The organism is Agarivorans sp. QJM3NY_33 (assembly GCF_050870865.2).
Lineage (GTDB): Bacteria > Pseudomonadota > Gammaproteobacteria > Enterobacterales > Celerinatantimonadaceae > Agarivorans.
In genome coordinates, this window is record NZ_CP194039.2 from 665,375 (window position 1) to 691,758 (window position 26,384).

Genomic DNA, 26,384 nt, shown 5'->3' on the forward strand with positions numbered 1-26,384 from the left:
AGAAACGCAATGGTTTGGCATTCCCACAATGAGCAATTGATCCAGAACGTAGATTGATTTGTGCGATTTTAATATTGATAAGTGTGGCAGCGTTTAGGAGTTGCACCATCAATAAATTCACGTGTAAAACAGTATTTCAATAATATTAATTAGCATATTCAATATATATGAATGCATAAAAATAGAAAGTGTTTGCTTGGCAAAGTGTGAAGCTTGTTTAGGCTTTTATACTGCGAGGCCAATGTACTCGTTTAGGCGCGTGTTTTTGTCTGGTATTTGGGCTTGATATTGGGTTGGGGAGACAGTTCTTGGTGATTAAACATTTGGTTTGCGAATAAGCTGCGGTAGTTGGTTGATTCAGCGAGGCTCATTTTAGAGCAGAGACTCTCGCTTGTTGTGGGTTAACATTTCGGCCAAGGCGATATTCTTTAATTTTTTAAGCCTCAAGGCTCAAATTGTGGCTTAATTTTTTGGCCATTTTGAGTAGTTGCTGTCGGGTATGCTCTAGGTCGTCGACAGGATGATGTACGGTATTTTCATTTAAACTAAGAAACGGAATGGTCGCTACCGCCAGTAACCCGCCGTGAACATTTAAGATGGGTACGCTGATGTTGGTCACGCCGGAAATTTGAGGGCTGGGGCCAACAAAGTAGCCCTGCGCTAAGGTTTGTTCGAGTACGGCTAAAGCCTGATTTTTTTCGTCTGCTGTGTCTTCAAGCTGGGCCAAAATCTGGTTTCGTTGCTGGGGGTTACTGTAGGCGAGTAGGATGATCCCTGAACCAGAATTACAGATACTAAGCTTGGCTCCGAGTCGAAGGCTAAAGCCCATCTTGTAGGGACTTTCTTGGCGAGCGATAACCACCAATTCACCATGTTGATAGTGGCTCAGATGGCAGGATTGATTGACCCGATCACAAAGCTGTTCAAGTAAGGCTGGGGCTTGTTTTAGTAATAGCGCGATAGGGGGGTGTTGATTCGACAGAGTAAACATTTTTAGGGTTAGTGAGTAGGTTGCACTATCCAAGTCATAACCGAGGTAGTTTTTCTGTTCTAGCAGCAATAACATGCGAAATATTTCGTTGACACTACGCCCCAGCTTTTCGGCGATTTGTTTTTTACTCAGCGGTTCGGCTTGGGTGGCGAGTAGCTCAAGTATTTCTAAGCCTTTTTCTAGCGCTGGCGCTCGGTATTCAGGAGAGGGGGTATTTTTCATAGCTCGTTCAGGAAGGTCCTATGCAGGTGATGCTTCACGAGGGATCACAGAGATCCTCTGGTGTAATTGAAGGCAGAGTGCCAATTTTGACACTCTGCTTGCCACATTGGAAGCTTGGTTTGAGCTAACGTAGTTGGCTTGTTTCTACAAAATCCATGTCGTCAAAGGTTTGATTCTCGCCCACCATTCCCCAAACGAAGCTATAGTCTTTGGTGCCGCAGCCGGAGTGAATCGACCAGCTCGGCGAGAGCACTAGTTGGCGGTTATTCACCACCAAATGGCGAGTTTCTTGGGGTTCCCCCATCATATGGAAAACGACTTGGGAAGGTTGAATATTAAAGTATAAGTAAGCTTCCATACGCCGTTCATGGGTATGGGCTGGCATGGTGTTCCATACGCTGCCGGGCTGCAGATGAGTGACCCCCATACATAGCTGGCAGGTGTCTAGTACATCTGGGTGGATATACTGGTTGATCACTCGTTCATTGGCGGTATCTTGCGAGCCGAGTTCAATTTTAATGGCGTCATCTAATGATATTTTACGTGAGCTAAATTGCTGGTGAGCGGGGGCGCTAAGACAATATAACAAAGCTGGATTTTCGGGATTTAAGGATGTAAATCGAATGTTTTTTTCACCCTTGGCCAAATAAGCTGCATCTAGATGACCCAGCGTGTACTGTTCGTTATCACTTTCAACCAAGGCCTTACCACCGAGATTGACAATACCCAGCTCGCGGCGCTGCAAGAAAAAGTCGGTACCGAAAGCTTGGTTATCGATAAAGTCTGCTAGCTTGAGTACTTGCGTAATGGGTGATACTCCGATCGCGACAATTCGATCAATGTGGCTATATACCACTTGGATCTGATCTTCGATAAAGAGTTGCTCGGTTAGGAATTCCTCGCGTAAGCGAGCGGTGTCAAATTGTTTGACATCTCTTGGATGACTGGCGTGTTTAATAATCATAAGAACCTCATTCAATAATTATATTGAGTGTAGTGTCTATTTAAATATGATCAATTCGATTTGTATATGAATAATGTTTTTGTGAACGCGATCATTGTTGCTTACGATCAATTAAATCAACGGGATGCTGCGTTGCTTGGTATGTGCGAGGATTCGGAAGCTGAGTGACGAATGACGAGGTAAGATAATTGGGGCAAAAAAAAGACGCCTAAATGAGGAGTAAAGGCGCCAAGAGACTATGATAGTCAAAGTTAAGTATTGGAATTATGAAGGAATTAGTCGATGATCCCGGCCACTTCGCTGACCAGTTTAGCAAGTTCATCCCATTGCTCGTTGTCGATCAGATCGTTTGGAACCATCCAAGTACCACCACAGCAAAATACGCTTGATAGTGCCAAGTAATCGTTCACGTTTTTGGGATTTACACCACCAGTAGGCATAAATTTAACGGGGTAAACTGCTGCTAATGATTTTAACATTGCGACGCCACCAGATGCTTCCGCTGGGAAGAACTTAAGCGTTTCAAGACCCATTTCCATCGCCTGTTCAACCAGACTTGGATTATTCACACCAGGAACAATAGTTACATTGCGTTGCTGGCAGTATTTAACTGTGCTTGGGTTGAAACCAGGGCTGACTACAAAATCTGCACCTGCATCCATCGCTTGGTCAACTTGTGCAGGTGTTAGTACGGTACCGGCACAAATTAGCATTTCAGGGTAAGCTTCACGCATTGCTTTGATTGCGTCTGCTGCTTGCGCAGTACGGAAAGTTACTTCGGCGCAAGGTAGGCCGTTTTCAATCAGTACTTCTGCTAATTTTACTGCTTTAGAAGCATCGTTAATTGCGATAACGGGTACAACTTTGATCTCGCTAAGGCGTTGATTGATGGTTGTCATGCTTGTCTCCATTAAATAGTTGGCATTACGTCGCGAGATATTACCGCGCCGCGATGTTGAATTACATTTCCTGCTAGCACATGGCCTGCCTGAGCCGATTGTTGCATATCGCCACCAGTGAGTCGTTTTGCTAAATAGCCAGCACTGAATGAATCGCCAGCGGCCGTGGTATCTACGACTTTATCGATTTTATTCGCGGCGACCTCAGTTAAGCCATCTTTATCTACGACATAACAGGCTTCTGCGCCACGTTTCACAACAATCTCGGTTACGCCCAATTGTTGGCTGCGTTCAATGGCTTGTTGTTCATTGGCATCACCCCATAATAGTACTTCATCATCGAAGGTGAGGAAGGCAATATCGGTAATTGCTAGTATGCGCTTATAGAAAACCTGCGCTTCGGCGGCTTCTTTCCATAGTGCTGGGCGATAATTGTTATCAAAGACAATTTTTACCCCTTCGTTACGGCACATCGTGAGCACTTCAATTAAGGCTTCACGGCTTTCATCAGATAGGATCGCTAAGCTAATACCGCTTAAATAGATCATCTGGTGCTGGCATAAGTCTTTTGCGAGTGCACTTAATTGCTGATCTTTGATCCAATATTTTGCTGCTGAATCATTCCGCCAATAGAAAAAACTACGCTCGCCGTCATCGGCGGTCTCAATTGCGTAAATGCCAGGCAGCTTTTCTTTAGAAAGATAGACCATCTCGGTATTAATGCCTTCTTCTTTCCAAGCCGCGAGCATTTCAGAACTAAAAGGATCAAGCCCTAGTCCGGTCACGTAAGAAGTCGTAATACCGTGTGGTTTGGTTAAACGAGATAAGTAAACAGCGGTATTTAAAGTATCACCGCCAAAGCCTTGTTCTAGAGAACCGGCAACTTTTCTTAGCTCGACCATGCATTCACCGATAATGGCTACACGGGAAATTTGGGTCATTAGAATGCTCCTGATCATTTATTGCCGCGATTATACACAATTCCGGGTGGCTATAAATAAAAATTAAAACGATGTTTCATTAATTTGTGATGAAGGTCTAAGTTGTATCATAAAAAAATGGCTAACCTCATCGAGGCTAGCCATTTTTAATGTTCACGCTAAATTTTAGGTTGTTTAGCCTAAAATTGATTTTACATAGGCTTCGATTTCTGGCACTTGGCAGTTGTCGAAGAAACATTGTTGGAAGCGCTCACCAGAAACTGCAGTTTTCACTAATTCTGAGTCAATCGCTTTCAATGTATCTAGGTAGTTTTCTTTAACGACAGCAGATTTAACCTCGTTAAGGATCCCAGCATTGCGTTGTTGTGGTTCTGCACGCTCTAGTGGGTAACCTTGACCACGCTCACCAGTGGTGAAGGCTTTTTCGAAGATATAGCGAACGTTTAGCTCAGCACCCCAGCCAAAACCTTTCGCAAACGCTAGTGCTAAAGCATTACCGTTGTTGATTTGGTTGAATAGGAAAGCATCAGAAGGATCTAAACAGTAACCACATACCACACCTGGGTGGATGTTGAGTGACATCATCGCACCTTGGCCAGTACCACAACCAGTAACGACAAAGTCAACCGCTTTAGAGTTGATAAGGATACTCGCCATAATGCCGAGGTGGATGTATGTGAGGTGATGGTCGTTTTCATCGCTCATACCCACGTTGTAAACAGGGTAGTCTAGTCCACCAACAACTGTTTGTAGTTGGTCTAGTACTGTTGCGTTTTTGCCAGCTTGGCTATTTTCCATCATTAATGCAATTTTCATTAAATTCTCCTGCAGTATTTGCTGCGATAAATTAAAGTGTGATTAAACGAAGTCTTTACGCATAGGGGTGAAGTTGTCGATCAACACACCCGCTTCTAGGCAGACACAGCCGTGTTCAATATTTGGCTGTTTATACATGGTGTCACCGGCTTTGACGACTTTTACTTCATCACCAATGGTGAATTCGAATGCGCCCGACATGACGTAAGTTAATTGCTCATGCGGATGGCTATGCATTGGGCCAATGGCTCCTTTTTCGAAGTGCACTTCAACCGTCATGATGTTATCGCTATAAGCAAGAACTTTACGAGAAACGCCTGCTCCGAGGTCTTCTAAAGTGATTTGGTCGTTAAATACAAACATAGTTCACCTAATGTGTTAGTGATTAAGGGTCAGCGCTTGGCGACGTTCACGGGTTAAACGGTAGATGGTGATCAAGTTCATATGGATCACGGTAATTTCTAGGAGTGTTCCACCAATGGAGCCCACCGTTATGTTGTTGATTAACCAACAACTAGCCCCTGCGAGGAAGCCGAGTCGCATCGGAATACCTTTCAGTACAAATACCGAGTAGGTTCCGATAATCGTGCCTAGTATCGGCCAGAGATCCCAGAGGGTATCAGACATGTAAATGCCACTGGCCAAACTAATGCTGATAAATACCACCGCAACCTTTTTCGATGAAACATAAATCGCGGTTGCGGTTCGTAGCGCAGAAAGTAAAGCGCTGAGCGCAGAAACGACTGAGCCCAGCAATAAATAGTGTACGAGATGGTTGAGATTGAAGATTAACATCACAATCTTCAGGGTTTTATCATTTTTCTGATAAAAGGTTGATATCCCTAAAGCAAAGCTCACAAAACCTAATGCTTGCGCAAAAGATAAATCAACCACCATTATTTTAATTACTCTCTTTTTTTGTCGCGTTTAGCGTGATAACCAGCCGCCGTCGACAGCAATGGTATAACCGTTGATGTAGTCAGACGCTTTAGACGCAAGGAATACACAAGGTCCTGCTAAATCTTCTGGTGTGCCCCAGCGAGCAGCTGGAATACGGCCAACAATTTCGGCATTACGGGCTTCATCGGCACGTAAAGCAGTGGTGTTGTTTGTCGCCATGTAGCCAGGGGCAATCGCATTTACGTTCACGCCGTGAGCAGCCCATTCGTTGGCCATAAGACGAGTCACACCCATCACGCCGCTTTTAGATGCGGTGTAAGAAGGCACGCGAATACCACCTTGGAAAGATAGCATTGAGGCGATGTTGATAATTTTGCCGCCTTCACCTTGTGCGATAAATTGCTTGGCAACTGCTTGAGACATGAAGAATACAGACTTGATGTTGATGTTCATCACGTCGTCCCAGTCTTGCTCTGAGAAATCAATCGCATCGTTGCGGCGAATAATACCGGCATTGTTTACCAGAATGTCGATACGGCCAAATTCTTTCACGGCAGTTTCGACAATTGATGGAATGTCATCTAACTTCATCAAGTTGGCGCGAATGTCGATAAATTTACGGCCAGTTTCCGCCATTTTTTCGATGGTTTCGGTGGGTTCAACAATGTTTACACCAACGATATCACAACCCGCATTAGCTAAACCTAATGCCATGCCTTGGCCAAGACCAGTATCACAGCCAGTTACAATGGCCACTTTGCCTTGTAAGTTGAATGAATCAAGAATCATGTTATTTCCTCTAAACTACCTAATTTAGTGATAGCTTCAATTGAAGTGTCACTATTAATGCGCTCAATATACCAACAAATAGAACCGCTTTCCATTTATTTTTGAAATTACGTTTTAAAAAAATTGGTAAGAAGGCATAAGTAATCGTTGAATTATATGCGCGGTTTCAAAATTCTGAAAACCGTTTTCAAAATTAGTGGTCGTTCGCAAAGCTTTGGTTATAATGTCAACAAACATAGTTAAGTAAGGGAAAGTAATGGAAAAGGCAACTCAGCCTGAGGCGGTATCGTCGGTATTAAAGGTGTTTAACATCCTGCAAGCCTTGGGCGAGCAAAAAGAGATTGGGGTCTCTGAGCTATCACAACGTCTCATGATGTCTAAGGCAACTACCTATCGTTTTTTACAAACGATGAAGACCTTAGGCTACGTCTCTCAAGAGGGGGAAGCTGATAAATATTCTTTAACCCTTAAGTTATTCGAGTTAGGCGCTCGGTCATTAGAATATGTTGAGCTGATTGAATTAGCCGATAAACAAATGCGGCATATCTCCGAGCATACTAATGAAGCTTTGCACTTAGGTGCCTTAGACGAAAGCTCCATCATTTATATTCACAAGATTGATTCGGGTTACAATCTACGTATGCAGTCGCGTATTGGTCGCCGTAATCCTTTATACAGTACTGCCATTGGTAAAGTATTGTTGGCAGGGCGTGAAGAGAGCTTTGTCCGTGAAGTTCTTACTGGTGTGGAGTTTATTAAACATACCGATAAGACTTTAGAAAATACAGAACAGCTACTGGCGGAACTGCAAGTGGTTAGACAGCAGCACTATGCGGAAGATAACGAAGAGCAAGAACCTGGACTACGTTGTATTGCAGCCCCTATATTCGATCGTTTTGGTAACGTGATTGCAGGTATTTCTATCTCTTTCCCGACCATCCGTTTCGATGAAAAGCGCATGTCTTATTATGTCGGCTTATTACATAAGGCTGGCAAGAATATTTCTGAGCAACTGGGTTATCAGCATTATCCAAGCTAAAATCCGCAGCCTACGGGCTGTTTTTTTTGTGCCAACTTAGTATGTAAAACGCTGTTTCATTTTTAATGGGTTTAAAATGGGTACCTCCCTTACTATCAATGTTTTTGATTTTCTCGTGAAGCTCGATCCTTTTGATCGCCTACCAACGGCTCTGGTGGATAGCTTAGCTAATTCAGTGAAGGTGAGTTACTTAACTCGAGGTGAAGAGATACAGTTTAGCGCTCAATGTGAACAACGTTACTTATATATTATTCGCACCGGGGCGATCGAGCAACGTCTGAAAGACGGCGAATTACGTGCTCGTTTGGGCAAAGAAGATCAGTTTGGTTTTACTTTCTTAGGCCCTTTAGATAAAGCAGAAGATGGTTATCGTGCGGTTGCCATTGAGGATTCCTTACTTTACTTAATTCCTCATCAGCAGCTACAGCGGATCTGTCAAGAATATCCAGAGTGCGAGAATTATTTTGCCACGCAAGCTTTAGTTCGTTTGAGTTCGGCGGTGGATTATTCCCGTAAAGAGGATAATGGTCTGTTCTTCCGTTCGGTGGGAGAAGTCGCGAGTAAAAACATTGCGATTGTCGACGCCGATACCCCGATCCAAGAAGTCGCTCGTGTAATGTGCGGCGAGCAGCGTAGCTCTTGCGCAGTGGTCAAGCAGGGCGACGACATTGTGGGTTTGGTGACGGATCGCGATATGACCCGTAGTGTGGTTGCTACGGGGATTGACCGCAGCTTACCTATCCAGCAAGTGATGACGCCACAGCCGACGCTGATCCAGAGTGATGATAAGGTGATCCAAGCCATTTCTTTGATGTTGCAGTATCACATTCGTTGCTTGCCTGTATTAAAAGGTCAAAAGGTGGTGGGTTTACTTACCACCTCTCACTTGGTACATAATCACCGTACTCAAGCGTTATTTTTAATTGAAAAAATAAAATATGCCAGTTCGGTGGGTTCGTTGGCCACCTTAAAAGACGAGCGCTTGTCGATTTTTGAGTCTTTGGTTGACAGTGGGGTTAGCGCCGAAATTCAAGGGCGCGTGATGTCGATGATTATGGATGCTTTTACGCGTCGTTTAATTCAACTCTGTGAGGAACTACTTGGTCCTCCGCCAGTGGCATACGCATGGGTGGTGGCAGGCTCGCATGCCAGAAATGAAGTCCATATGTTATCCGATCAAGATAGCGCCATTGTCCTGGCCGATGAGATTAGTGCCGCTGATAGAGTTTACTTTCAGCATCTTGCGATGAAGGTATGCAATGGTTTAGCTGCCTGTGGTTATCCATTGTGTGATGGTAAGTATATGGCGGCTACCGCTCAATGGTGCCAGCCCTTAAGCCGATGGAAAGCCTATTATCAAAAGTGGGTGGCTAGCCCAGAATACAACAAGTTATTGAGTATTAGCGTCTTTTTAGAAGTTCGTGCGATCTATGGCGAGCATGAATTGGTTGATAAAATGCAGCAGTATTTACATCAGTGTATTCAGCAGAGCCGTAATTTTATTCCTGCCTTAGTCAAAGATGCAGTTGATACCCAACCTCCGTTAGGGATTTTCAATAATTTGGTCCTGGAAAAGGGCGGAGAGCATAGTAATACTTTAAATATTAAGAAATTTGCCTTGAACCTGATTATCGATTTAGCCCGTATATTCAGTCTCGCTGCGGGAGGATCGCTGACCGGAACCGAGGAACGTTTTCGCTATGCTGCGGAACAAGGCACGCTTTCTCAGGATAGTTGTGACAACATTATTGGCGCTTATCATTTTATTTCGCAAGTTCGTTTTATTCACCAGATGCACGCGATAAAAGCAGGTAAAGAGCCGAATAATCATATTGCGCCTGCTTTATTTAGCAGTTTCGAACGAAAACATCTTAAAGAGGCCTTTAAAATCATCAGTGAGCTACAAAGTGTAGCCAAATTGCGGTTTATTAAGGCGTGAGCGAAAAACCATGTTTAAGACGCTGAAAAGAACCTTTGCTAAAAAGCTGTCCCCAGAAGCGCAACGTTTAGCGATGCTTGCAGATCCCACGTGGTCACTTGGGATCCGCCAATATTTATCGACGCCTTTGCCCGCGCTTACGGCTGCATTTAACTCACTTCAGTTTTTGGCTTTAGATTTTGAAACCACAGGGGTTGATCCTCAAGAAGACCGAATTTTGAGTATCGGTCTGGTGCCGATGAGTCTTGCTCAGATAGAAATCGCTGAAGCGCAAGAGGTGTTCATTGCGCACGGGCAATACATAAAAGCGGATAGTGCAAGAGTAAACCAGATTACTCCGCAAATGCTTGATGGGGGGCTACCTTTAGAAGAAGGTATTAGTCTGTTATTTCAAGCTTTATCAGGTAAGGTGTTATTGGTGCATGGCGCTTGCATTGAACGAAATTTTATAGATGCTTACTTTAAACAATACCTTGGCATTGAACACTGTCCTTTGTATATCATTGATACTTTAGCGATTGAAAAGAAACTCAGTTATTCGGGGAGAACTGGTGCACATAAGAGTTTTCAGCTGAATGATTTACGTCGTCACTACGGTTTACCTGACTACGTTTCTCACTCCGCCGCCAGTGATGCCTTCGCTTGTGCTGAATTATTCATGGTTCAGTGTAAGAAGTTGAATATAGCAGCTACGACTTCCCTGCGAGATTTACATCTCTAACTTGAGCATGGCGCTTCTGGCCATGGTTGAACAGGCCATCACTGATTCTGATCAGGCTCTTTAAAGGCCCGCTGGCTATAGCATGTTGCTTTACTGTGGTTTGACGGTTGCTAATAGTTGCTTCAAGTATTTCACGGGTATCGCGTAACTGATTGCACTGGGGTTACTTAATACCGCTTCTTTAGTTGTTTTGACAAATACTTTGTTGATGATGCCTATGACTTCGCCCGTATCTGGGTGGTATAGCGGACTTCCGCTATTCCCTGGATAGGCAGTAGCGTCGAGCTGATAGACATTATAGGGCGCTTTCAATCTTTTGAGTTGAGCAGGGTTTAATTCTCGAGCTGAACGCGCAGGTATCACGACCGGAGTAATACTGGAAATGATACCGCGGTGAGTGACAGGATAAAGTCCAAGTACTGCCCCGATAGGAAAACCGGTAAAGGCATATCGCTCGCCTTCCCTTACCGTTTGGTTTGACACGCGCATTGGCCTTAAGGGTTCTCCTTCAATTTTCAGGAGTGCGAGGTCGTGCTGTTGATTACTTGCCAGCAAGGTTGCGTACCTTAGTTGGGGAGACCGACCTTGGCCAACAAATACCACTAAGCGTTCTTTTTGTTGTTGATTTAAGGTTTTGGGAATGACATGGGCATTGGTCGCGATGACATTGCCGCTAACGGCAAATCCGGTACCACGTAAGGTGGCTCTTGGTGAGTTTAATTTGTTGAACGTTCCCACGCCGACCACCGAGGGCTTGATCTGCTCAATGGTATCGGCAAGTTGGCTTGATGCGGTGCTACTGTATAGCGCCAAGATGATAAGACTTACGATGACTGGAATGAGCCGCATATAGAGTTATTCCTTGAAATGCTGCCTCATATTAATTTTTACTCTAGGCTAGGGCAAGCTAGTATGAAAAGAACATCAAATAAAGTGTTGTGATAAAAACGTTATAACAGGGATGAATAATGATGAGTTTCAATTACGAAGATGCATTTTCGCGCAACATAGGGTGGCTTACCGACGATGAACAGCAACTATTACGCGGGAAGCGGGTGGCCATCGCTGGGGCCGGTGGGGTGGGGAGCGAACATATTGTTACCTTGGCGCGTTTAGGTGTCGGTAAATTTAATATTTCAGATTTTGATGAATATGAAGTGCATAACTTTAACCGCCAAGCGGGCGCATTCATGTCTACCGTTGGGCAAGATAAAGTTAAGGTGATGGAAAGTGTTTGCCTAGATATTAATCCCGAAGCCGAGATCTGTAGTTTTCCTGAGGGTGTATTTGAGCATAATGTTGACCAGTTTTTAGAGGGGGTGGATGTTTATGTTGATAGCCTCGATTTTTTTGCCCTATCGGCACGTAAGTTAGTTTTTCAGAAGTGCCTAGAGAAAAACATCCCTTTGGTGACCGCTGCCCCCCTCGGTATGGGCTGTGCATTTTTGTGTTTCATGCCTGGTGGTATGAATTACGAAGAGTATTTCCGTTTTGAAGATTGCCAAGATGAAAATGAGCAATATATTAAGTTTTTAATTGGTTTGTCTCCCGCAATGTTGCAGCGCCCTTATTTAGTCGATCCAAGTAAGGCCGATTTTCACGCGAAGAAAGGACCGTCGACGCCGATGGCAGTGAAGTTGTGTGCAGGCGTGGCGGCGACTTATGTATTAAAAATCCTTTTAAAACGAGGTGATTTAGTCACCGCTCCCCATGGTTTACATTTTGATGCTTACCGGAATCGTTTTAAAAAAACCTGGCGGCCAATGGGCAATCGGAACCCTTTGCAACGGTTGGTGTTTAAGATTGCGAAAAAAGTGGTTTTAAATTGAGGACTTAGCAACTATTCGCTGAAATATAGTGGGAGTCGTTGCTTGATTAGAAGTGTCAGTAAATTTTACATATTGCTCATGAAAACGGATGTCATTTTATTTAAATTATTGTTTTATAAACGTTTTTTAAGTTGGCATTTGAGTTGCATTGATATACTTGTATTTAACTCTGCGATGACCAAATGGACGGGCAATATGAATAAATTAAAATTGACTGGTATGGCATTAGCTTTAGGTGTTTCAAGCCTTTCGGCAAATGCTGTTTTAATCACGGATTGGGATTACTTAAACGACGCGGGTTTCGGCACTGATTATGTCTCAGAAGCTGGCGACGCAACAGGGATTAACGCTTCGGGTGCTACCTTAGATGACTTTGATACACTCTTTGCTGGTGAGCTTCCTAAAACATTGGCTTGGGGCCAACCTTATAAAGAGGTTAACCCTAACGAATTGCAAAGCTCTTTAATCGTTGACGATGCTAAAACTGGCTCGGTAACCACCAGTGTAGTGAATGGTGTTGGTGCTCTAGCTTTCTCTGAAGGTACTGGTTTAACCCATGAAAACTGGGGAGTAACGGGTGATACTTTGGTATCGGCGACCTTATTCGATGGTTTGTTTTTAGGCCCAACATCTCCAGTGGTGTTGCCTCCAACGGCTGGACCAACGCTACAATTTGAAATTCAATTTGAAGAAACCTACAACCACCCTACTGGCGGCGTATGTGAATATGGCGATACTTTAGATGGTGCAGTTGGTATCAATGAGGCTGGTTGTGCCGATTTATTTACCATTGTATTAGACGACAGTGTTTCTTTCACTCAGGAAGGTGATGCGATTTTCTTAAGCAACAGCTTCACCATCCCTGTAGACGGCTTAGACGATTATGAATACACCTTAACAACTCGTTTGTTAGGTCTAACATTCGTTGAGAATGTCGATTGTCCAGAAGGTAAAACCTGTATTGGTTTCTTAACTGAAGAAGATGATACCAATACTCTTGAAGCTGCATTTGCTATCTCAGCCAGAGAAGTGACAGAACCTGGTACCTTAGCTATATTTGGTTTAGGTTTATTAGGTTTGGCTGGTTTGCGCCGCCGTGCTTAAGGCTTAATAAAAACGTCGCTAAGAGTTAGCGTCATTAGTTGATATTAAAAGCGCAGCCCAGTACTGCGCTTTTTTGTTTTTGAGTCCTTGTCATTGATATTATTTAGCTGCTTTTAACTCTGGCGAGTGAGTGGGTTGCTTTAGATCGAAAGCTTTGAGAGTGCCTTATGATTCGTAATAAATACATAAAAAATTTGGCAAGCTATCCGGTGATTGGGCCGATGGTGAGAAGTGGTATTTCACTGCTAGTGAAACGAGAAGCAAAGTTAATTGCTCAACATTTTGCCGAGTATCTGCGTCCTGTGGTTGCTTATCGTCCCGATATTGTGCATGAAGCGTTTAGGATCCGTCATGATGTTTATTGTGAAGAACTAAACTTTGAGCCAATTCGAGACGATGGGATGGAGCAAGATGAGTTTGATGAATATTCTCGGTTCTGTTTGATCCAACATAAACCCAGTGCGGATTTTGCAGGTTGTGTGCGGATTGTATCCCCAAGTCATAAAGATGAATTACTTCCTATCGAGAAATACTGCGCGCAGGCAATTGAAGGCGCGAAATTCCATCCGGATCAATTTGAACGCTCTGAAATATGTGAGATCTCTCGTTTAGCGGTACGACCTCAGTTTCGTCGTCGTAAAGCGGATAATTTTGAAGGCGCGGCAGCGGGTGCCATTAATGAACAAACCTACTCAGAAGAAGAGCTACGCTGTTTTCCATTTTTGGCGATAGGTTTATATTTGTCGATAGCTTCGCTTGCAGTACGCTCCGGCACACATCATGCGTTTGTCATGATGGAACCTCGTTTAGCACGCAGTATGAGCTTTTTAGGGATCAAGTTTGAGCAGCTCGGGGCCGCTATCGACTACCATGGTTTGCGAGCGCCTTACTATATTAGTGCGTCGATGCTGATGCGAAGCTTGCCGGTTGGTTTTCAAAAACTGATGATGAATATTGACAAAGAAGTAGCCAAGGGTTGTCTGGCCGCCAGAAAAAATGATGATGATGATGAATACATTAAAAAAATGTATTCATCAAACTTCAAAGCAAAACCAAAATCAGACAATAGCCTAATGATGAGAAAAGGTTTTGTTTATTCTCCTGCGAAGGGCTTGTACCTACCGCAATAACTGCAAGCTTTCTCACCATTGGTCAGATGGTTATTTTAGCTGAGCTTCTAGCTCAGCTTTTTTATTCAGCAAGGCCGGATCGAGATCGATTAAACTATTCAACAAGGTTCTCGCCTGACTATGTTTGTTACTCGCAATCAGCGCTTCAACATAATGAACGCCAATTTCGTTATTGGCTTGCTGTTGATAGCTTTCTGCCAGAATTTCGGTGGCTTTTTCTGCTTGACCCGCTTTAAGCAACATATAGCCATAAGTGTCTTTAATCTGGGCGAGTTCAGGTTTGAGTTGATAGACTTGTTTGGCGTATTTTAAAGCTTGTTGGTTGTCTTGTTGCGCATGATATACCCACGCGAGGTTATTCAAGGCAATGATGTTTTCAGGCTCCTTACTGATGATCTTCTGGTAACTTTGCAAAGCTTGCTGAGGGTTTAAACTCATTTGTAATTCTGCTAATTGCAGCTGTAATGGTTGTGCGGCTTCACCATGCTCAGACAGTGTTTTTTCTACAAATGCAACAGCACGCTCGGGTTGATTGGCGTCTTTGTAAGTTTGAATTAAACGATTTGCGGTTTGCATGCTGGGGTGCTTGCTATATAAGTCTTCAAAAGTCTTAATCGCTAAAGGCAAGTTTTCTTGGGTAAGATAAATATAACCTTGTTGTTGAATCGCGGCTAAGGTTTTCAACTGGTTTGGGGCGAGGCTATTTAAGGCCTCTTGGCTTGCCGCAGCATTGCCTGTTTTAAGCAACAATACCGAATTTAAAAAAATCATTTTTTGATTATTTTTAAATACTTTGACTGCTCTGTTGCTCAACGCCACAGCTTCATTTAGCTTATTATTAGCCTCTAATACATTAATGTTCTTAATATAAGCCGCTAACGATAATGGAGAGTTATCTAACCAGCGTCGATAAGTGCTAATTGCATTGTCGTTCTGCTTATCTTGTAAATATAGGTCGCCAATTAACTGCCAGATTTGGTCGCTACGTAGCAAAGGCTCGACCTGTTCAAGGCTTGTAATCGCTTGCTTAAAGTCTTTTTTGAAGACGAAGTAGCGGCCTAATTGTTCTTGCAATAGATTAGAGTTGGGTTGTTCCAGTAGCTGCTGATCGAGTAAGGCTTTAACCTCTGCCATTCTATCTAGTTGGCTGGCATGCCCCATTAAAAATTGAAACACTCGCAAGTTTTCTGGATTTTCGGTCTTGAGTTGGTAAATAATTTGGTAAGCTTTTTCGGCCTTGCCGATTTGTACATAAGCAGAAGAACTAAATAGTGTAGCTGGTACATCTTTCGGATTATCTTTAAGAACTGATTGGTATGCATCCAGTGCTTCTTGATAACGACCGAGTTGCTCTAATAATGCGCCTTTATACAATTTTACCGCTTGGTCTTTAGGGTGTTCACCTAGCCATTGCTCAAGTGCTGCAAAGACCTCGTCGGTTTTTTTCTGCTTGTAATGAAAGGCTTGGATCCCCAGGAAGGCTTGGGTTTGCGCTGGATTTTCTGCGAGAACTTGATTTAGGGTCTCTAAACCTTTGGGGTCATTCTGTTTTAGTTGTAACAAGCCCAATTTAGCCTTGGCCGATAAGTTACCGGATGCGGCAGCCTTTTCGGCAATTTGTAGTGCCTCTTCAGTTCTCCCCAGCTGGTTGAGCTGGATGCTGACGGTACTCAAAAAATTGCTATCTTGAGCGTCGGTAAGCGAACTCTGGTTAAGCTGCTCTAGTGCAGAGTCTAATTGACCAATACGAAACTGGGTGGTCACATACAGGCGTTGAGCAAGGGCGTTGCCCGGGTCTTTGGTAATCACTTTCTCAAGTTGAGTGAGTGCTTGCTCATACTTGTTTAGTTTGTAAGCGGATATGCCTGCAATTAGTTGGGTTGAAGTATTGTTTGAACCATTTTGTAAGGCTTTAGTGGCCAGTGTAAATGCGCTATCAAAATCTTCTTTTTGAAACTGAATATAAGCTTTTAATTGGTTACTCAGTATATGGTTCGGCGCCATTTTTAAGATCCTATTGAGATAGGGTTCGGCCTCCGAATACTGTTTGTTTTTCACTAATGCTTGCGCCAAATATAGGGTGAATTGAATCGCATCTGGGGCCAATTCAACGGCATGACGATAGGCCGCCACTGCCGTTTCTATATCGTTGGAGAGCGTTGCTAAGTGGCCTTTCAGCAGCCAAACATCGGTGTTATTTGGCGCCTCTTGTGCCAGCTGATCGATGGTACTATTGGCTTGGTCATATTGCTTATCAGCTGCAGAAATACTGGCGCTTGCCATTCGTGAGTAGGTATTCTCAACGCCCAGCTCTTGTGCCTGATTCAGAGTGAGACGAGCCTTATCGATTTGACCTTCTCTAAATAGTGAGAGGGCATAAATGGCCAGCAGTTCGGTTTCTACATCTGCTTCAAGGGGGCGATTATCAGGGATCAGTGTAGAAATTTTGTCGGCTTGATTTTGATTTAAATAGCTTCTTGCGAGTAGCGGTAAGACTTGCGCTTTGTCTGCGTTAAGCGCTAAGGCTTTGAGCAATTCTTTTTGTGCGGCTGGATAGCTGCCTCGATTCAAATAAATTCGTCCTAAAGAAAGTCGGGCTTGTCCGAGTTCACCATCCTTCTTTATCGCATTTTTCAGTTCGATAATCGCGGCACTATTATCCCCTTGGGCCAGATAATTAGTCGCCTTCGTTAGGTGCTCTTGGGCTGAATCGCCCCCACAAGCGACTAAGCTTAAACTTAGTGCACCTAATACTAGTAATTTTTTCATTCCAAACTGATGATTACTCATATCTTTCCCTGTTTGTTGGATTGATAAATTTGATAAAGAGCATACAACGGAATTAGCTCGATGTCCTACTTTGAGCAGCCTTTTGTTGAGAACTCAAGTTATACTCTTACTTTCTTCTTCAATATGCGGTTTAATTAGCCCAGATTATATAATTTTTATCACATAGGTGTGTACATGGACGTGAGTATTGCTGTAATTGGTTTAGGTTATGTTGGTTTACCTTTAGCCATTGAATTTGCCAAGAAACGCAAAGTGATTGGCTTTGATATTAACCAGGTGCGCGTCGCTGAATTACAGCGGGGGATTGATCTGACTCAGGAAGTGAGTGACGATGAGTTAAGTGATGTTGCCAATAACATGAGCTATAGCAGCCAGATCGAGGAATTGGCTAACTGTAACGTCTTTATTGTCACAGTTCCGACACCGATTACAGAACACAAACAACCTGATTTGACTCCATTGATTAAAGCCAGTGAAACGGTTGCAAAAGTGCTCAAACCTAAGGATATAGTGGTCTATGAATCGACGGTGTACCCTGGTGCAACCGAAGAGCAGTGTGTGCCCGTATTAGAGCAACATTCAGGCTTGGTATTTAACCAAGACTTTTTTGTTGGCTATAGCCCAGAGCGAATCAATCCCGGCGATAAAACTCACAGAGTTTCTACGATTAAAAAGATTACCTCTGGCTCCACACCTGAAATTGCAACTGTGGTCGACGATCTTTACAGTGAAATTGTGGTTGTTGGGACCCATAAGGCTTCTAGCATTAAAGTCGCCGAAGCAGCCAAGGTGATTGAAAATACTCAACGTGACGTGAATATTGCATTAATCAATGAATTAGCTTTGATTTTTAATCGCCTTGATATTGATACCGAAGCAGTATTGGAAGCCGCGGGCACCAAATGGAACTTTCTTCCTTTCAGACCGGGCTTAGTTGGCGGACATTGTATTGGTGTTGACCCTTACTATTTAACCCATAAAGCTGAGTCAATCGGTTATCGTCCAGAAGTTATCTTAGCGGGTCGTCGGATAAACGATAATATGGGGCGTTATGTGGTGGGTCAGTGCGTGAAAGCAATGGTGAAACGCAACATTTCGGTAAATCAAGGTCGTGTATTGATTTTAGGTTTGACCTTTAAGGAAAACTGCCCTGATATCCGAAACACCAAAGTGATTGATATCGTGCATGAGTTTTCTGAATATGGGGTGCAGGTTGATGTTTTTGACCCTTGGGCTGATAAACAAGAATGTCATGCAGAGTACGGCATTGATTTAGTTGAACAGCCAGCGGCTGATAGCTATGAGGCTATTATTCTGGCGGTCGCTCATCAGCAGTTTAAAGAGATGTCGGTGCAGGATATTCGAGCCTATGGTAAAGCTAAACATGTACTATATGATTTGAAGTATTTACTTCCAGTGAAAGACAGCGACCTACGTTTGTAATAGGAGTTCATGGTGAATCGTTTTGAACAGGTATGCGCAACATTAAAGGCCGAACCCAAAGTATGGGCTATTTCTGGTGTCGCTGGTTTTATTGGCTCAAATCTCTTAGAGGCCTTACTGAAGCTAAATCAGCGGGTGATTGGTTTAGATAATTTTGCCACTGGCTATCAACACAATTTGGATGAAGTCCAAGGTTTAGTGAGTGAGCAGCAGTGGCAGCGTTTCCAATTTATAGAAGGTGATATTCGAGAACTAGAACACTGCAAGCAGTTTGTTGCAGGTGCCGATTATGTCTTACACCAAGCGGCTTTGGGCTCGGTGCCTCGCTCGATCAACGATCCAATTACCACCAATGGCGTAAACATTTCAGGCTTTTTGAATATGCTGGTGGCTGCTAAAGAACAACAGGTCACAGCTTTTGTTTATGCAGCATCTAGCTCTACCTATGGCGATCATCCTGACTTACCTAAGGTTGAAGAGGTCATTGGGAATCCTTTGTCACCCTATGCGGTGACCAAGTATGTGAATGAATTGTATAGTTCGGTATTTGAGCGGACTTATGCCTTTCCATCTATTGGTTTGCGCTACTTTAATGTGTTTGGTCCACGACAAGATCCAAATGGTGCCTATGCAGCGGTCATTCCCAAATGGACTGCGGCGTTAATTGATGAGCAACAAGTCTTTATTAATGGCGATGGCCAAACCAGTCGAGATTTTTGTTTTATCGACAACGTGGTGCAGATGAATATTTTGGCGGCAACTGCGGGCTTAAGTCAAAGTGAAGTCTTTAATGTGGCACTGAATGATCAAACCAGCCTTACCGAGTTATTTGAGTTGCTACAACAAAATTTAGCAATTCATGGTGTCGTTCGACAATCGGTCCCTGAGTATCGTGATTTTAGGGCGGGTGATGTGCGACATTCTCGAGCTGATATTGGTAAGGCGCAGAAATTGTTAGGTTATGCGCCTGCATTTAATATCGGCCAAGGTTTGGCCAGAGCCATGCCTTGGTATATCGCGCATGCTGATTCTGAGCATCAAACTTAAATTAAGCTGGTTACGCTAATCGAGCTTATAGTTTCGCTGATGAGTGATGTTACAGGGAACGAAACAATGGGCTGTGGGCTATGTCACACCGTAGGCAAGGATGCTGGGGACGTTTATATCTATGCTGTTGTCTCTTGCTTTGTGGAAGAGTTTAGCGCATGAGTCAAACAGCGGTAGATTGGCGTGTAATTACTCAACTGGATGAGTTGATGCGCCTCGAGCCTCAATGGGAGCAACTTGCGGATACTTGTCAAGCTTCGTTGTTCAGTCAGTTCAAGTGGATTAAACACTGGTTAAAGGTTTACTGGCAGGAGGATTGGCAGCTGCTCGTCTATGCTGGTTTCGCTGAGGGTCAGTTGGTAGCCGTTGCTCCCTTTTATCGGCAAATCTTGAAAGCAGGCTTTGGTCTTAAAAAATTGTCGCTGTTGGCACAAGGCGAAGAAGAAGAGGCTGAGTTAGCCTCGGAATATATTGATGTTTTAGTGATGCCGAATTACCAACAGCAAGCATTGCCGGTTTTATCTTTGTATTTACAAAATCTCGATTTTGATTTATTGCTGTGTCGGGCGATTCATGTCTCAAGTCATTTGTATCAGTTGTTGGCTGGAGTAAAACTCTGTCAGTGTTATCCTGCGAAATCCTATGCGGTGAATTGCGAACAATGGTCAATTGCTAAGCTATCGCGTAATGGGCGTTCTAAGTGGCGTAGAGCCAGCAAAACACTAGCGCACTCGTCAGCTGTGTTTAAATGGCTAAGCTTGTCGGAGATGGAGCATTATTGGCCAGATTTGGTTGCCATGCACCAGGGGCGTTGGCAAAACCAAGGACAATTGGGGGCATTCTCTGCGGCTCGTTTTATTCAGTTTCATGGTGATTTTCGACGCGAATATGCCAATCATGTTGCAATGAGTGGCCTGTTTGTTGGCCAAAAAGCGATTGCCTTAAACTACTTCTTGCTGGATAAACAACATCTACATTTTTATCAATCTGGCTGGGATGACGCTCAATTTGCCCATTGCTCTCCAGGTTTCGCCTTACACGTTTGGAGCCTGTTGCATAGCAAAACGACGATTTATGATTTTATGATGGCAGGAAAGTTGGGCGGCTATAAAACGCAATTTGCTGCTGAAGAAACAGAAATGGCTAATCTTTGTCTCGCGAAACGTCCATGGAGGGTAAAGTTATTCAAGTTAATCAACAAAGTCATTCCAACATGAATGCGGGTAAGGGGATGCGGAGACAATTTCCGGTTAAAGAGCAAACGGCTCCTTTAGGCTTTTTTTTCTTATATCTGTACACCATTGCGGTATTGATCCGTCCTCATGAGTTTTCTTATGAAACCGCGAATTATATTGTCATTAAGGTGTTTGCGATTTCGTCTTTAGTATTGACATTATTGACGCTCCGCCCGATGAAGCTCTACCCGCAGCATTATATGTTGTTAGCTTTAGTGCCGTTGATTATGGGGTCCGCCTTTTTAAATGGCTGGGGGACTGGCGGGATTTTTCAGGCGCAGCGTTTATTTGTGAGTTCCATCGTACCATTCTTTTTGTACAGCGTATTAATCACCTCACCTAGTCGGCAGCGTTGGTTGATGGTGGTTTGCATTATTGCTGCCCTTGGCATGGTATATAACGGGCATGTACAGCAAAGTACGTTTAATGGCCGTTTTGGCTCTGGGATCGGTGGCAGTATTACGGTAGGTCGAGAGGAGATGCGGATTAGTTATCTGGGCTTCTTCAGTGATCCAAATGACTTAGGTATGTTTTTAGTGATGAATATTCCTTTTGTGGGGTATTTTTATGGCCGTGGCGGTAAATTAGTTAAATTATTAATGTTAGCTGCGCTTGTGGCCCTAGGCTACGGCGTCTATATGACTGGCTCGCGAGGCACCTTGTTGGGTTCTATCGCAGTGATAGCGATTTATTTTTTAATCAGTAATGCGGGCGCTCGCCTGGTGTTATTTATCGTGTTTAGCGCCCCCATTGCCGCAACATTGTTGGCTTCGTTTGGGGGCTTATCGGCTTCCGAGTCATCCGCTCATGGGCGACTTGATGCATGGTACGATGGTATTCAAATGTTGATTTCTAGTCCGGTATTTGGTGTTGGCATGGGCAATTTTGTGGACGTCCATGGCATTGTTGCACATAACTCTTATGTTCATGTCGCCGCTGAACTCGGGGTGCCGGGTTACAGTTTTTGGGGCGGCACTTTGATCCTAAATATGCTGATTGGATATATGTTTTTAAAGCGTTCTGACGCAGAGCTTGAGAATGATGACCAGTTGAGCGCCGAGCTTGAAAAAGAGAAACTGGAACAATACGCAGAAGAAGCCAGTCTCAATAAGACCTTATTTTATTCTATGGTCGGCTTTATGGTGACTGCATTTTTCCTTAGTCGACAATTTACATTGTTGTTGTTTATCTTTATGGGAATGCAAACCGCGAGTCACCTTCGTTTGATGAAAATCCGCCCGGTATTGGCAGAACTGCTATCCGCACAAATGGTATGGCGTTGTATGTTTTATGCCTGGGCGATTATTATCGCAGTTTATATCACCTTGAAAGTGAGTTTATGAGAACCGCTATGCAGCAAAGTACGATTCATCATCAATGGCGAGAGTATCGCTGATGCAGCTATTTTATTATAAAGACGACATCGGCAACTTTGGCGATGACTTAAATCCTTGGTTATGGCCGAAGCTACTTCCTGACTTTTTCAATGATGATCCCTCTGAATTGTTAGTCGGTATAGGTACCTTGCTCAATCATCATTTACCAAGTGATAAAACTCTACATATTGTTGGTTCAGGCGTGGGATATGGCGACATCCCCCAAGTGACTGAGCTTTGGAAAGTGCATGCCGTGCGTGGGCCTTATTCAGCAAAATCACTGAATTTAGATCCCAGTTGTGCGATCACAGATTCGGCACTGTTGTTACGCAATGTGATGCAGCCAAAACATCAAGCCAGTGGTGATATTGGTTTTATGCCGCATTATTTAAGTTGTCGCAGTGCCGACTGGCAAAATATCGCAGAGAGCTGTGGTTACCGGTTTATTTCTCCTGAATGGTCGGTTGAGCGAGTATTTGCAGAGATGCAGCAGTGTCGTTTAATGCTTTGCGAAGCAATGCATGGTGCGATTGTCGCCGATGCTTTGCGGATCCCTTGGCATCCAGTTTTATTATCGGACAAAGTGAATACCGTAAAATGGAAAGATTGGTTAGATACCATCAATATTGACTTCCAACCGACAACGATCAGACCGTATATTCATTATGCTAATGTTGGTACCAAGCAGTATCTTAAAGATGAGTTTAAACGTACGGTGCGATCCTTTGGTTTTGGGAAAGATTGGTATCCACCACAAGCTCGAAACTCAAGTATAAAGAGTAAAGATGAAACCATTGCCAATCTAGCTGCGCTTGCCAACACTAAGCGTTGTTATCTGAGCGATGAAAATTTACAAAATCGTTTGTTACAGCAACTGAATGATGCTGTTGAACAAATGCAATATAGCAGTGCGGAAGCTGGAACTTATGCAAGATAACTTAACTGTGAGTGTCATTATCCCAGCTTATAATGCTCAAAGTTTTATCGAAAAAGCCATCCTTTCGGTATTGGCTCAGTCAGCTGTTGCGAGCGAAATTATCGTGGTGAATGACGGATCTAGCGATGCAACTGCAGACATTTTAAGTGGATATTTGGATCGTATTATTTATATCGAGCAACAAAATGCTGGGGTTTCTGCGGCGCGAAATGCAGGGATAAGCGTTGCCACCAGTGATTTGATTGCCTTTTTAGATGCTGATGATTATTGGCATCCGGATAAATTGGCGATTCAACTCGAAGCGATGCAGGAAAACCCCCATTGGGTGGCTTGTTATACTCGAGATTGTAGTGACGATAGTGAGTTGAACCAAACAGAGACCGAAAGTGGACTCACATTTGAAGATAAAACTATCGAACAAATATTCATTAACCCTTATTTGACGACTTCAACGGTACTGGTGAAACGTGAGTTATTACTGAGCATCGGTTTATTTGATACTCGTTTACTTACCGCCGAAGATATCGATGTTTATTATAAAATTGCCAGCCTTGGCATGATTGGCTTTGTTAATCGAGTGCTGGTGCATAAAAAAAGTGTTGAGAACAGCCTGGGTTCTCAACTCTGTTCTTATGCGGATAATTTGGAAGTGATTGACCGATTTCTTACGACTAAACCGGCTCGTAAGCTCGAGGCTATTGCGCCGATGATTAAAGCTAAGGTTCGCCTAAATTGGGCCCGCGAGTTGATTTGGCGCGGCCAACCTAAGGCCGCAATCCCGATTATTAAACAGGCGTTAAGTGAAGCCCCGAGTTTTGCTGCTCGTTTATTGTTGTATAAGGCGCGTCTTAAGCTAATCTTTGTAGGAAGCAGTTAATTTAGTCAAAAAACAGGGAGTTGATAATGGCTGCGTGTTTGGTGTCCGTTGTTATTCCCGTATACAACGGAGAGCGTTTACTTGAAGCCTCCGTTGATTCAGTACTACAACAAGATTTTTCAGATTTCGAAATTATATTGGTAGATGATGGTTCAACGGATGGTTCAAGGTCGTTGATTGAATCACTTGCCAGCAGCAATCCCAAGATAAGGGCGTTTAGTAAACCCAATGGGGGCGTTGCCCATGCTAGAAACTTTGCGATAGAGCAGTCGCGCGCGCCCTTTATTGCTTTTTGTGATCAAGATGATTTGTGGGAAAGTCACAAACTCTCTTCTCAACTCCCCTTATTCGATGACCCTGAGGTCGGCTTAGTCTTTAGTAATGCCTATGTGGAGCTCTGTCAGTTTAAGCAGACCAAACAAACTCGACTAAAGCCTCTGCAGCAACAACAAATCCGAAGAGACTTGGTCAATGAAAACCTGATCATGTGTTGCACCGTTATTGCTCGCAAAGATATGATTTTAAGGGTCTCTGGTTTCGATGATGATCGACGTCTGATGGGCGTTGATGATTGGCATCTGTGGCTGAAGCTATCCCGCTATTGTCGATTTGACTATGTTTCTGCTCCTCTTGCAAAGCATATTATTCACGAAAATAATTATTCTCTTAATGATCAGAAAATGCATCAAGCGGAGTTGGTTTGTATCAATAAAATTGAAGCAGAATATGGGGCTGAGTTCCCCGGTATTAACTGGGCTGAAATAAAGTCAGCAATCCATCGGCGTTATGCTAAAAATTATGTGTTCTCTGGTGAATTTAAGTTAGCGGGTAGCAGTTTACTGTTGGCTGACCAGTGTCATGCTAATTTGCACATGAGACTGAGGGGATATTTATTGAAATTGATCCCAAGTCCACTATTAACTGCGGCCCAGCAGCTCAAGCGACGATTTTGAGAATGACTAACTGAGAATGATGGATCTTGGGCAGCGGTGTAAGATTATTGAAATTGCTCCTAAGTTTAAGTTCAAGTTTAAGTTCATGGTGAACTGCGGCTCAGCAGCTCAAGCGACGGTTTTGAGAATGACTGAGTGAACATTATTAATCATGGTTCGCAAAGGTTCGCTTGCTAAAACCGGCCAAATAAAGTCAAAGGATATTGTTATGGAAGCAAAGGCCATCATCGTTATTGGCATGCATCGCAGTGGGACTTCAGCCTTATCGGGTGAGCTTGCCCAGTTTGGTGTTTTTATGGGTAAACACCTATTTAAAGCGCAAGCAGGGGTCAATGATAAAGGTTTCTGGGAAAATGCTCATTTAGTCGACTTCAACGATCAGTTATTTGATGAATTAGGTAGTTCTTGGGAAGACCCTTGTTATTGCCTTCATCCGGCTCGCAGTTTTTCTGAGGCATGGCAACAACGGGCACTGCAATTGATTGAACAGGAATATGCTGGTTCAGCAGTATGGGGAATGAAAGACCCTCGGGTATCCGTATTATTGCCTCTATGGCGGCCAGTGTTAGAGCGAAGTCCAGCCCAGATTAATTACTTATTGATGATCCGTAATCCTGTTGAGGTGGCGGGCTCATTGGCGAAGCGTGATGGTTTTTCTCAGGCTAAAGGTCTAATGTTATGGCTTAATTACAATTTCTTGGCCTATCGTGAAACTAATCAAAGTTCTCGTTTAGTCGTAGACTTTGCTGACTTATTGGCTTCGCCTGAAACGGTGAGGAGGCAAATATCTGAAGGTTTTGAACTGGACCTCACAACCCAAGGCAGTGGTAGTTTCATTGAGCAGAAGCTTCGTAGAAATGTTGCATCTGCCGTTCACCGGGAAGGCGAGCTTGCTCGATTGGCAGAGCAAACCTATCAGGCCATTTTGGCTGGAGATCCCGACTTGGTTGAGCAACTTTATCAACAATATCAGCAATATTTGTCCCAATTAGACCCTGTCCTGGTGGAACATATATTGCGGTTGCAACGTTCAGAAAGTGATTACCGTAACTTGTTTGAGAGTGCATATCGTTCCTTCACTTGGAAGCTATCGTGGCCTCTACGAACACTTGAAAAGCGGCTGACGAAGGCTCTTTTGCCAAAGGGGTCATGACCTTTTGCCAGGCTGGTAAAGGCGTATTTTTATCGAGGCTAAAGCGGGTGAGGCAAGCTCTCTGGTTGATGAAGATAGACATTTTCCTTTAAAATTACACTCAGGTAGATAAACTGAATATTTCAGTTTATCTACCTGAGTGTAATTTTTGTATGATGTATATCGATTGAGGCTGCATATCAAGTTGGCTCAGCCTCATCAGTGACAAGCCGGGTAACGAAGCTTTTTAAAGAGCTGGCCTCAAACTATTTTGAATTGGCCTGACGCTTGTCGACTGAATCGAAATTGA

The 26,384-nt window shown here is 43.6% G+C and carries 24 protein-coding genes; 14 read left to right on the top strand and 10 right to left on the bottom strand.

Annotated features, from left to right (window positions below; genetic code table 11):
- Positions 1–436 precede the first annotated feature (436 nt).
- The 8 genes from ACRRSY_RS02945 to kduD all read right to left on the bottom strand — a co-directional run bounded on the left by ACRRSY_RS02945 (position 437) and on the right by kduD (position 6,522).
- Positions 437–1,213, bottom strand: coding sequence for an IclR family transcriptional regulator (locus tag ACRRSY_RS02945; RefSeq protein WP_432454660.1), 777 nt, complete (start codon positions 1,211–1,213; stop codon positions 437–439).
- Between the two features lie 124 nt (positions 1,214–1,337).
- On the bottom strand, positions 1,338–2,177 hold the full coding sequence (gene kduI / locus ACRRSY_RS02950) for a 5-dehydro-4-deoxy-D-glucuronate isomerase (RefSeq protein WP_432454659.1): 840 nt from the start codon (positions 2,175–2,177) through the stop codon (positions 1,338–1,340).
- Positions 2,178–2,452: 275 nt separating this feature from the next.
- Positions 2,453–3,076 carry a bifunctional 4-hydroxy-2-oxoglutarate aldolase/2-dehydro-3-deoxy-phosphogluconate aldolase gene (locus ACRRSY_RS02955; protein ID WP_432454658.1) on the bottom strand — a complete coding sequence of 208 codons (624 nt, stop codon included), beginning with the start codon at positions 3,074–3,076 and terminating at the stop codon, positions 2,453–2,455.
- 11 nt (positions 3,077–3,087) lie between these two features.
- Positions 3,088–4,017: a sugar kinase gene (locus ACRRSY_RS02960; protein WP_432454657.1), complete on the bottom strand. Its 930-nt coding sequence runs from the start codon at positions 4,015–4,017 to the stop codon at positions 3,088–3,090.
- Between the two features lie 174 nt (positions 4,018–4,191).
- Positions 4,192–4,833 (bottom strand): RpiB/LacA/LacB family sugar-phosphate isomerase, encoded by a 642-nt coding sequence (locus ACRRSY_RS02965; protein WP_432454656.1) that lies wholly within the window; start codon positions 4,831–4,833, stop codon positions 4,192–4,194.
- Positions 4,834–4,875: 42 nt separating this feature from the next.
- The gene (locus ACRRSY_RS02970; protein WP_432454655.1) at positions 4,876–5,196 is read right to left on the bottom strand and encodes a cupin domain-containing protein; all 321 of its coding nucleotides are present in this window, start codon (positions 5,194–5,196) and stop codon (positions 4,876–4,878) included.
- A gap of 15 nt (positions 5,197–5,211) precedes the next feature.
- Positions 5,212–5,730, bottom strand: a complete 519-nt coding sequence (locus ACRRSY_RS02975) for a YgjV family protein (RefSeq protein ID WP_432460868.1) — start codon at positions 5,728–5,730, stop codon at positions 5,212–5,214.
- A gap of 30 nt (positions 5,731–5,760) precedes the next feature.
- Positions 5,761–6,522: a 2-dehydro-3-deoxy-D-gluconate 5-dehydrogenase KduD gene (gene kduD, locus ACRRSY_RS02980; RefSeq protein WP_432454653.1), complete on the bottom strand. Its 762-nt coding sequence runs from the start codon at positions 6,520–6,522 to the stop codon at positions 5,761–5,763.
- Positions 6,523–6,778: 256 nt separating this feature from the next.
- On the opposite strand from kduD, the gene kdgR reads away from it, so the two are divergent.
- From kdgR to ACRRSY_RS02995, 3 genes are all read left to right on the top strand, one after another.
- Entirely contained in the window at positions 6,779–7,561 is a 783-nt protein-coding gene (gene kdgR, locus ACRRSY_RS02985; protein ID WP_432454652.1) for a DNA-binding transcriptional regulator KdgR, read from the top strand.
- A gap of 76 nt (positions 7,562–7,637) precedes the next feature.
- Complete coding sequence (locus tag ACRRSY_RS02990; protein ID WP_432464324.1) at positions 7,638–9,500, top strand: DUF294 nucleotidyltransferase-like domain-containing protein; 1,863 nt, start codon at positions 7,638–7,640, stop codon at positions 9,498–9,500.
- Positions 9,501–9,510: 10 nt separating this feature from the next.
- On the top strand, positions 9,511–10,221 hold the full coding sequence (locus tag ACRRSY_RS02995) for an exonuclease domain-containing protein (RefSeq protein WP_432464325.1): 711 nt from the start codon (positions 9,511–9,513) through the stop codon (positions 10,219–10,221).
- A gap of 90 nt (positions 10,222–10,311) precedes the next feature.
- On the opposite strand, the gene ACRRSY_RS03000 is transcribed toward ACRRSY_RS02995, so the two are convergent.
- Entirely contained in the window at positions 10,312–11,070 is a 759-nt protein-coding gene (locus ACRRSY_RS03000; protein WP_432454649.1) for a S1 family peptidase, read from the bottom strand.
- A 119-nt stretch (positions 11,071–11,189) separates the two neighbouring features.
- Here ACRRSY_RS03000 and ACRRSY_RS03005 point away from each other — a divergent pair, with 119 nt between their 5' ends.
- The 3 genes from ACRRSY_RS03005 to ACRRSY_RS03015 all read left to right on the top strand — a co-directional run bounded on the left by ACRRSY_RS03005 (position 11,190) and on the right by ACRRSY_RS03015 (position 14,284).
- The gene (locus ACRRSY_RS03005; RefSeq protein ID WP_432454648.1) at positions 11,190–12,050 is read left to right on the top strand and encodes a ThiF family adenylyltransferase; all 861 of its coding nucleotides are present in this window, start codon (positions 11,190–11,192) and stop codon (positions 12,048–12,050) included.
- Between the two features lie 195 nt (positions 12,051–12,245).
- Positions 12,246–13,154 (top strand): THxN family PEP-CTERM protein, encoded by a 909-nt coding sequence (locus tag ACRRSY_RS03010; RefSeq protein ID WP_432454647.1) that lies wholly within the window; start codon positions 12,246–12,248, stop codon positions 13,152–13,154.
- Positions 13,155–13,321: 167 nt separating this feature from the next.
- A complete protein-coding gene (locus ACRRSY_RS03015; RefSeq protein ID WP_432460871.1) occupies positions 13,322–14,284 on the top strand; it encodes a PEP-CTERM/exosortase system-associated acyltransferase in 963 nt (320 codons plus the stop codon).
- Positions 14,285–14,314: 30 nt separating this feature from the next.
- Here the strand turns inward: ACRRSY_RS03015 and prsT are convergent, their stop codons facing one another.
- Positions 14,315–17,074: an XrtA/PEP-CTERM system TPR-repeat protein PrsT gene (gene prsT, locus ACRRSY_RS03020; protein WP_432464326.1), complete on the bottom strand. Its 2,760-nt coding sequence runs from the start codon at positions 17,072–17,074 to the stop codon at positions 14,315–14,317.
- A gap of 174 nt (positions 17,075–17,248) precedes the next feature.
- On the opposite strand from prsT, the gene tviB reads away from it, so the two are divergent.
- From tviB to ACRRSY_RS03060, 8 genes are all read left to right on the top strand, one after another.
- Complete coding sequence (gene tviB / locus ACRRSY_RS03025) at positions 17,249–18,517, top strand: Vi polysaccharide biosynthesis UDP-N-acetylglucosamine C-6 dehydrogenase TviB (RefSeq protein ID WP_432454644.1); 1,269 nt, start codon at positions 17,249–17,251, stop codon at positions 18,515–18,517.
- 12 nt (positions 18,518–18,529) lie between these two features.
- Positions 18,530–19,564 carry an NAD-dependent epimerase/dehydratase family protein gene (locus ACRRSY_RS03030; RefSeq protein ID WP_432456105.1) on the top strand — a complete coding sequence of 345 codons (1,035 nt, stop codon included), beginning with the start codon at positions 18,530–18,532 and terminating at the stop codon, positions 19,562–19,564.
- Between the two features lie 158 nt (positions 19,565–19,722).
- Positions 19,723–20,781: a GNAT family N-acetyltransferase gene (locus ACRRSY_RS03035; RefSeq protein ID WP_432464327.1), complete on the top strand. Its 1,059-nt coding sequence runs from the start codon at positions 19,723–19,725 to the stop codon at positions 20,779–20,781.
- Positions 20,733–22,142 (top strand): O-antigen ligase family protein, encoded by a 1,410-nt coding sequence (locus tag ACRRSY_RS03040; protein ID WP_432454642.1) that lies wholly within the window; start codon positions 20,733–20,735, stop codon positions 22,140–22,142. Before ACRRSY_RS03035 ends, ACRRSY_RS03040 begins: the two co-directional genes overlap by 49 nt.
- 52 nt (positions 22,143–22,194) lie before the next feature.
- Positions 22,195–23,112, top strand: a complete 918-nt coding sequence (locus tag ACRRSY_RS03045) for a polysaccharide pyruvyl transferase family protein (protein ID WP_432454641.1) — start codon at positions 22,195–22,197, stop codon at positions 23,110–23,112.
- Positions 23,102–23,989, top strand: a complete 888-nt coding sequence (locus ACRRSY_RS03050) for a glycosyltransferase family 2 protein (RefSeq protein ID WP_432454640.1) — start codon at positions 23,102–23,104, stop codon at positions 23,987–23,989. The genes ACRRSY_RS03045 and ACRRSY_RS03050 overlap by 11 nt, the downstream gene beginning before the upstream one ends.
- A 26-nt stretch (positions 23,990–24,015) precedes the next feature.
- Positions 24,016–24,942: a glycosyltransferase family 2 protein gene (locus tag ACRRSY_RS03055; protein ID WP_432464328.1), complete on the top strand. Its 927-nt coding sequence runs from the start codon at positions 24,016–24,018 to the stop codon at positions 24,940–24,942.
- Positions 24,943–25,150: 208 nt separating this feature from the next.
- Positions 25,151–26,095 (top strand): sulfotransferase family protein, encoded by a 945-nt coding sequence (locus ACRRSY_RS03060; protein WP_432464329.1) that lies wholly within the window; start codon positions 25,151–25,153, stop codon positions 26,093–26,095.
- Positions 26,096–26,384 lie beyond the last annotated feature (289 nt).

Excerpts from the sequence above, each read along its gene's own strand:
- ACRRSY_RS02945 (WP_432454660.1), bottom strand. The coding sequence starts at position 1,213 with ATGAAAAATACCCCCTCTCCTGAATACCGAGCGCCAGCGCTAGAAAAA.
- kduI (WP_432454659.1), bottom strand. The coding sequence starts at position 2,177 with ATGATTATTAAACACGCCAGTCATCCAAGAGATGTCAAACAATTTGAC.
- ACRRSY_RS02955 (WP_432454658.1), bottom strand. The coding sequence starts at position 3,076 with ATGACAACCATCAATCAACGCCTTAGCGAGATCAAAGTTGTACCCGTT.
- ACRRSY_RS02960 (WP_432454657.1), bottom strand. The coding sequence starts at position 4,017 with ATGACCCAAATTTCCCGTGTAGCCATTATCGGTGAATGCATGGTCGAG.
- ACRRSY_RS02965 (WP_432454656.1), bottom strand. The coding sequence starts at position 4,833 with ATGAAAATTGCATTAATGATGGAAAATAGCCAAGCTGGCAAAAACGCA.
- ACRRSY_RS02970 (WP_432454655.1), bottom strand. The coding sequence starts at position 5,196 with ATGTTTGTATTTAACGACCAAATCACTTTAGAAGACCTCGGAGCAGGC.
- ACRRSY_RS02975 (WP_432460868.1), bottom strand. The coding sequence starts at position 5,730 with ATGGTGGTTGATTTATCTTTTGCGCAAGCATTAGGTTTTGTGAGCTTT.
- kduD (WP_432454653.1), bottom strand. The coding sequence starts at position 6,522 with ATGATTCTTGATTCATTCAACTTACAAGGCAAAGTGGCCATTGTAACT.
- kdgR (WP_432454652.1), top strand. The coding sequence starts at position 6,779 with ATGGAAAAGGCAACTCAGCCTGAGGCGGTATCGTCGGTATTAAAGGTG.
- ACRRSY_RS02990 (WP_432464324.1), top strand. The coding sequence starts at position 7,638 with ATGGGTACCTCCCTTACTATCAATGTTTTTGATTTTCTCGTGAAGCTC.
- ACRRSY_RS02995 (WP_432464325.1), top strand. The coding sequence starts at position 9,511 with ATGTTTAAGACGCTGAAAAGAACCTTTGCTAAAAAGCTGTCCCCAGAA.
- ACRRSY_RS03000 (WP_432454649.1), bottom strand. The coding sequence starts at position 11,070 with ATGCGGCTCATTCCAGTCATCGTAAGTCTTATCATCTTGGCGCTATAC.
- ACRRSY_RS03005 (WP_432454648.1), top strand. The coding sequence starts at position 11,190 with ATGATGAGTTTCAATTACGAAGATGCATTTTCGCGCAACATAGGGTGG.
- ACRRSY_RS03010 (WP_432454647.1), top strand. The coding sequence starts at position 12,246 with ATGAATAAATTAAAATTGACTGGTATGGCATTAGCTTTAGGTGTTTCA.
- ACRRSY_RS03015 (WP_432460871.1), top strand. The coding sequence starts at position 13,322 with ATGATTCGTAATAAATACATAAAAAATTTGGCAAGCTATCCGGTGATT.
- prsT (WP_432464326.1), bottom strand. The coding sequence starts at position 17,074 with ATGAGTAATCATCAGTTTGGAATGAAAAAATTACTAGTATTAGGTGCA.
- tviB (WP_432454644.1), top strand. The coding sequence starts at position 17,249 with ATGGACGTGAGTATTGCTGTAATTGGTTTAGGTTATGTTGGTTTACCT.
- ACRRSY_RS03035 (WP_432464327.1), top strand. The coding sequence starts at position 19,723 with ATGAGTCAAACAGCGGTAGATTGGCGTGTAATTACTCAACTGGATGAG.
- ACRRSY_RS03040 (WP_432454642.1), top strand. The coding sequence starts at position 20,733 with ATGGAGGGTAAAGTTATTCAAGTTAATCAACAAAGTCATTCCAACATG.
- ACRRSY_RS03045 (WP_432454641.1), top strand. The coding sequence starts at position 22,195 with ATGCAGCTATTTTATTATAAAGACGACATCGGCAACTTTGGCGATGAC.
- ACRRSY_RS03050 (WP_432454640.1), top strand. The coding sequence starts at position 23,102 with ATGCAAGATAACTTAACTGTGAGTGTCATTATCCCAGCTTATAATGCT.
- ACRRSY_RS03055 (WP_432464328.1), top strand. The coding sequence starts at position 24,016 with ATGGCTGCGTGTTTGGTGTCCGTTGTTATTCCCGTATACAACGGAGAG.
- ACRRSY_RS03060 (WP_432464329.1), top strand. The coding sequence starts at position 25,151 with ATGGAAGCAAAGGCCATCATCGTTATTGGCATGCATCGCAGTGGGACT.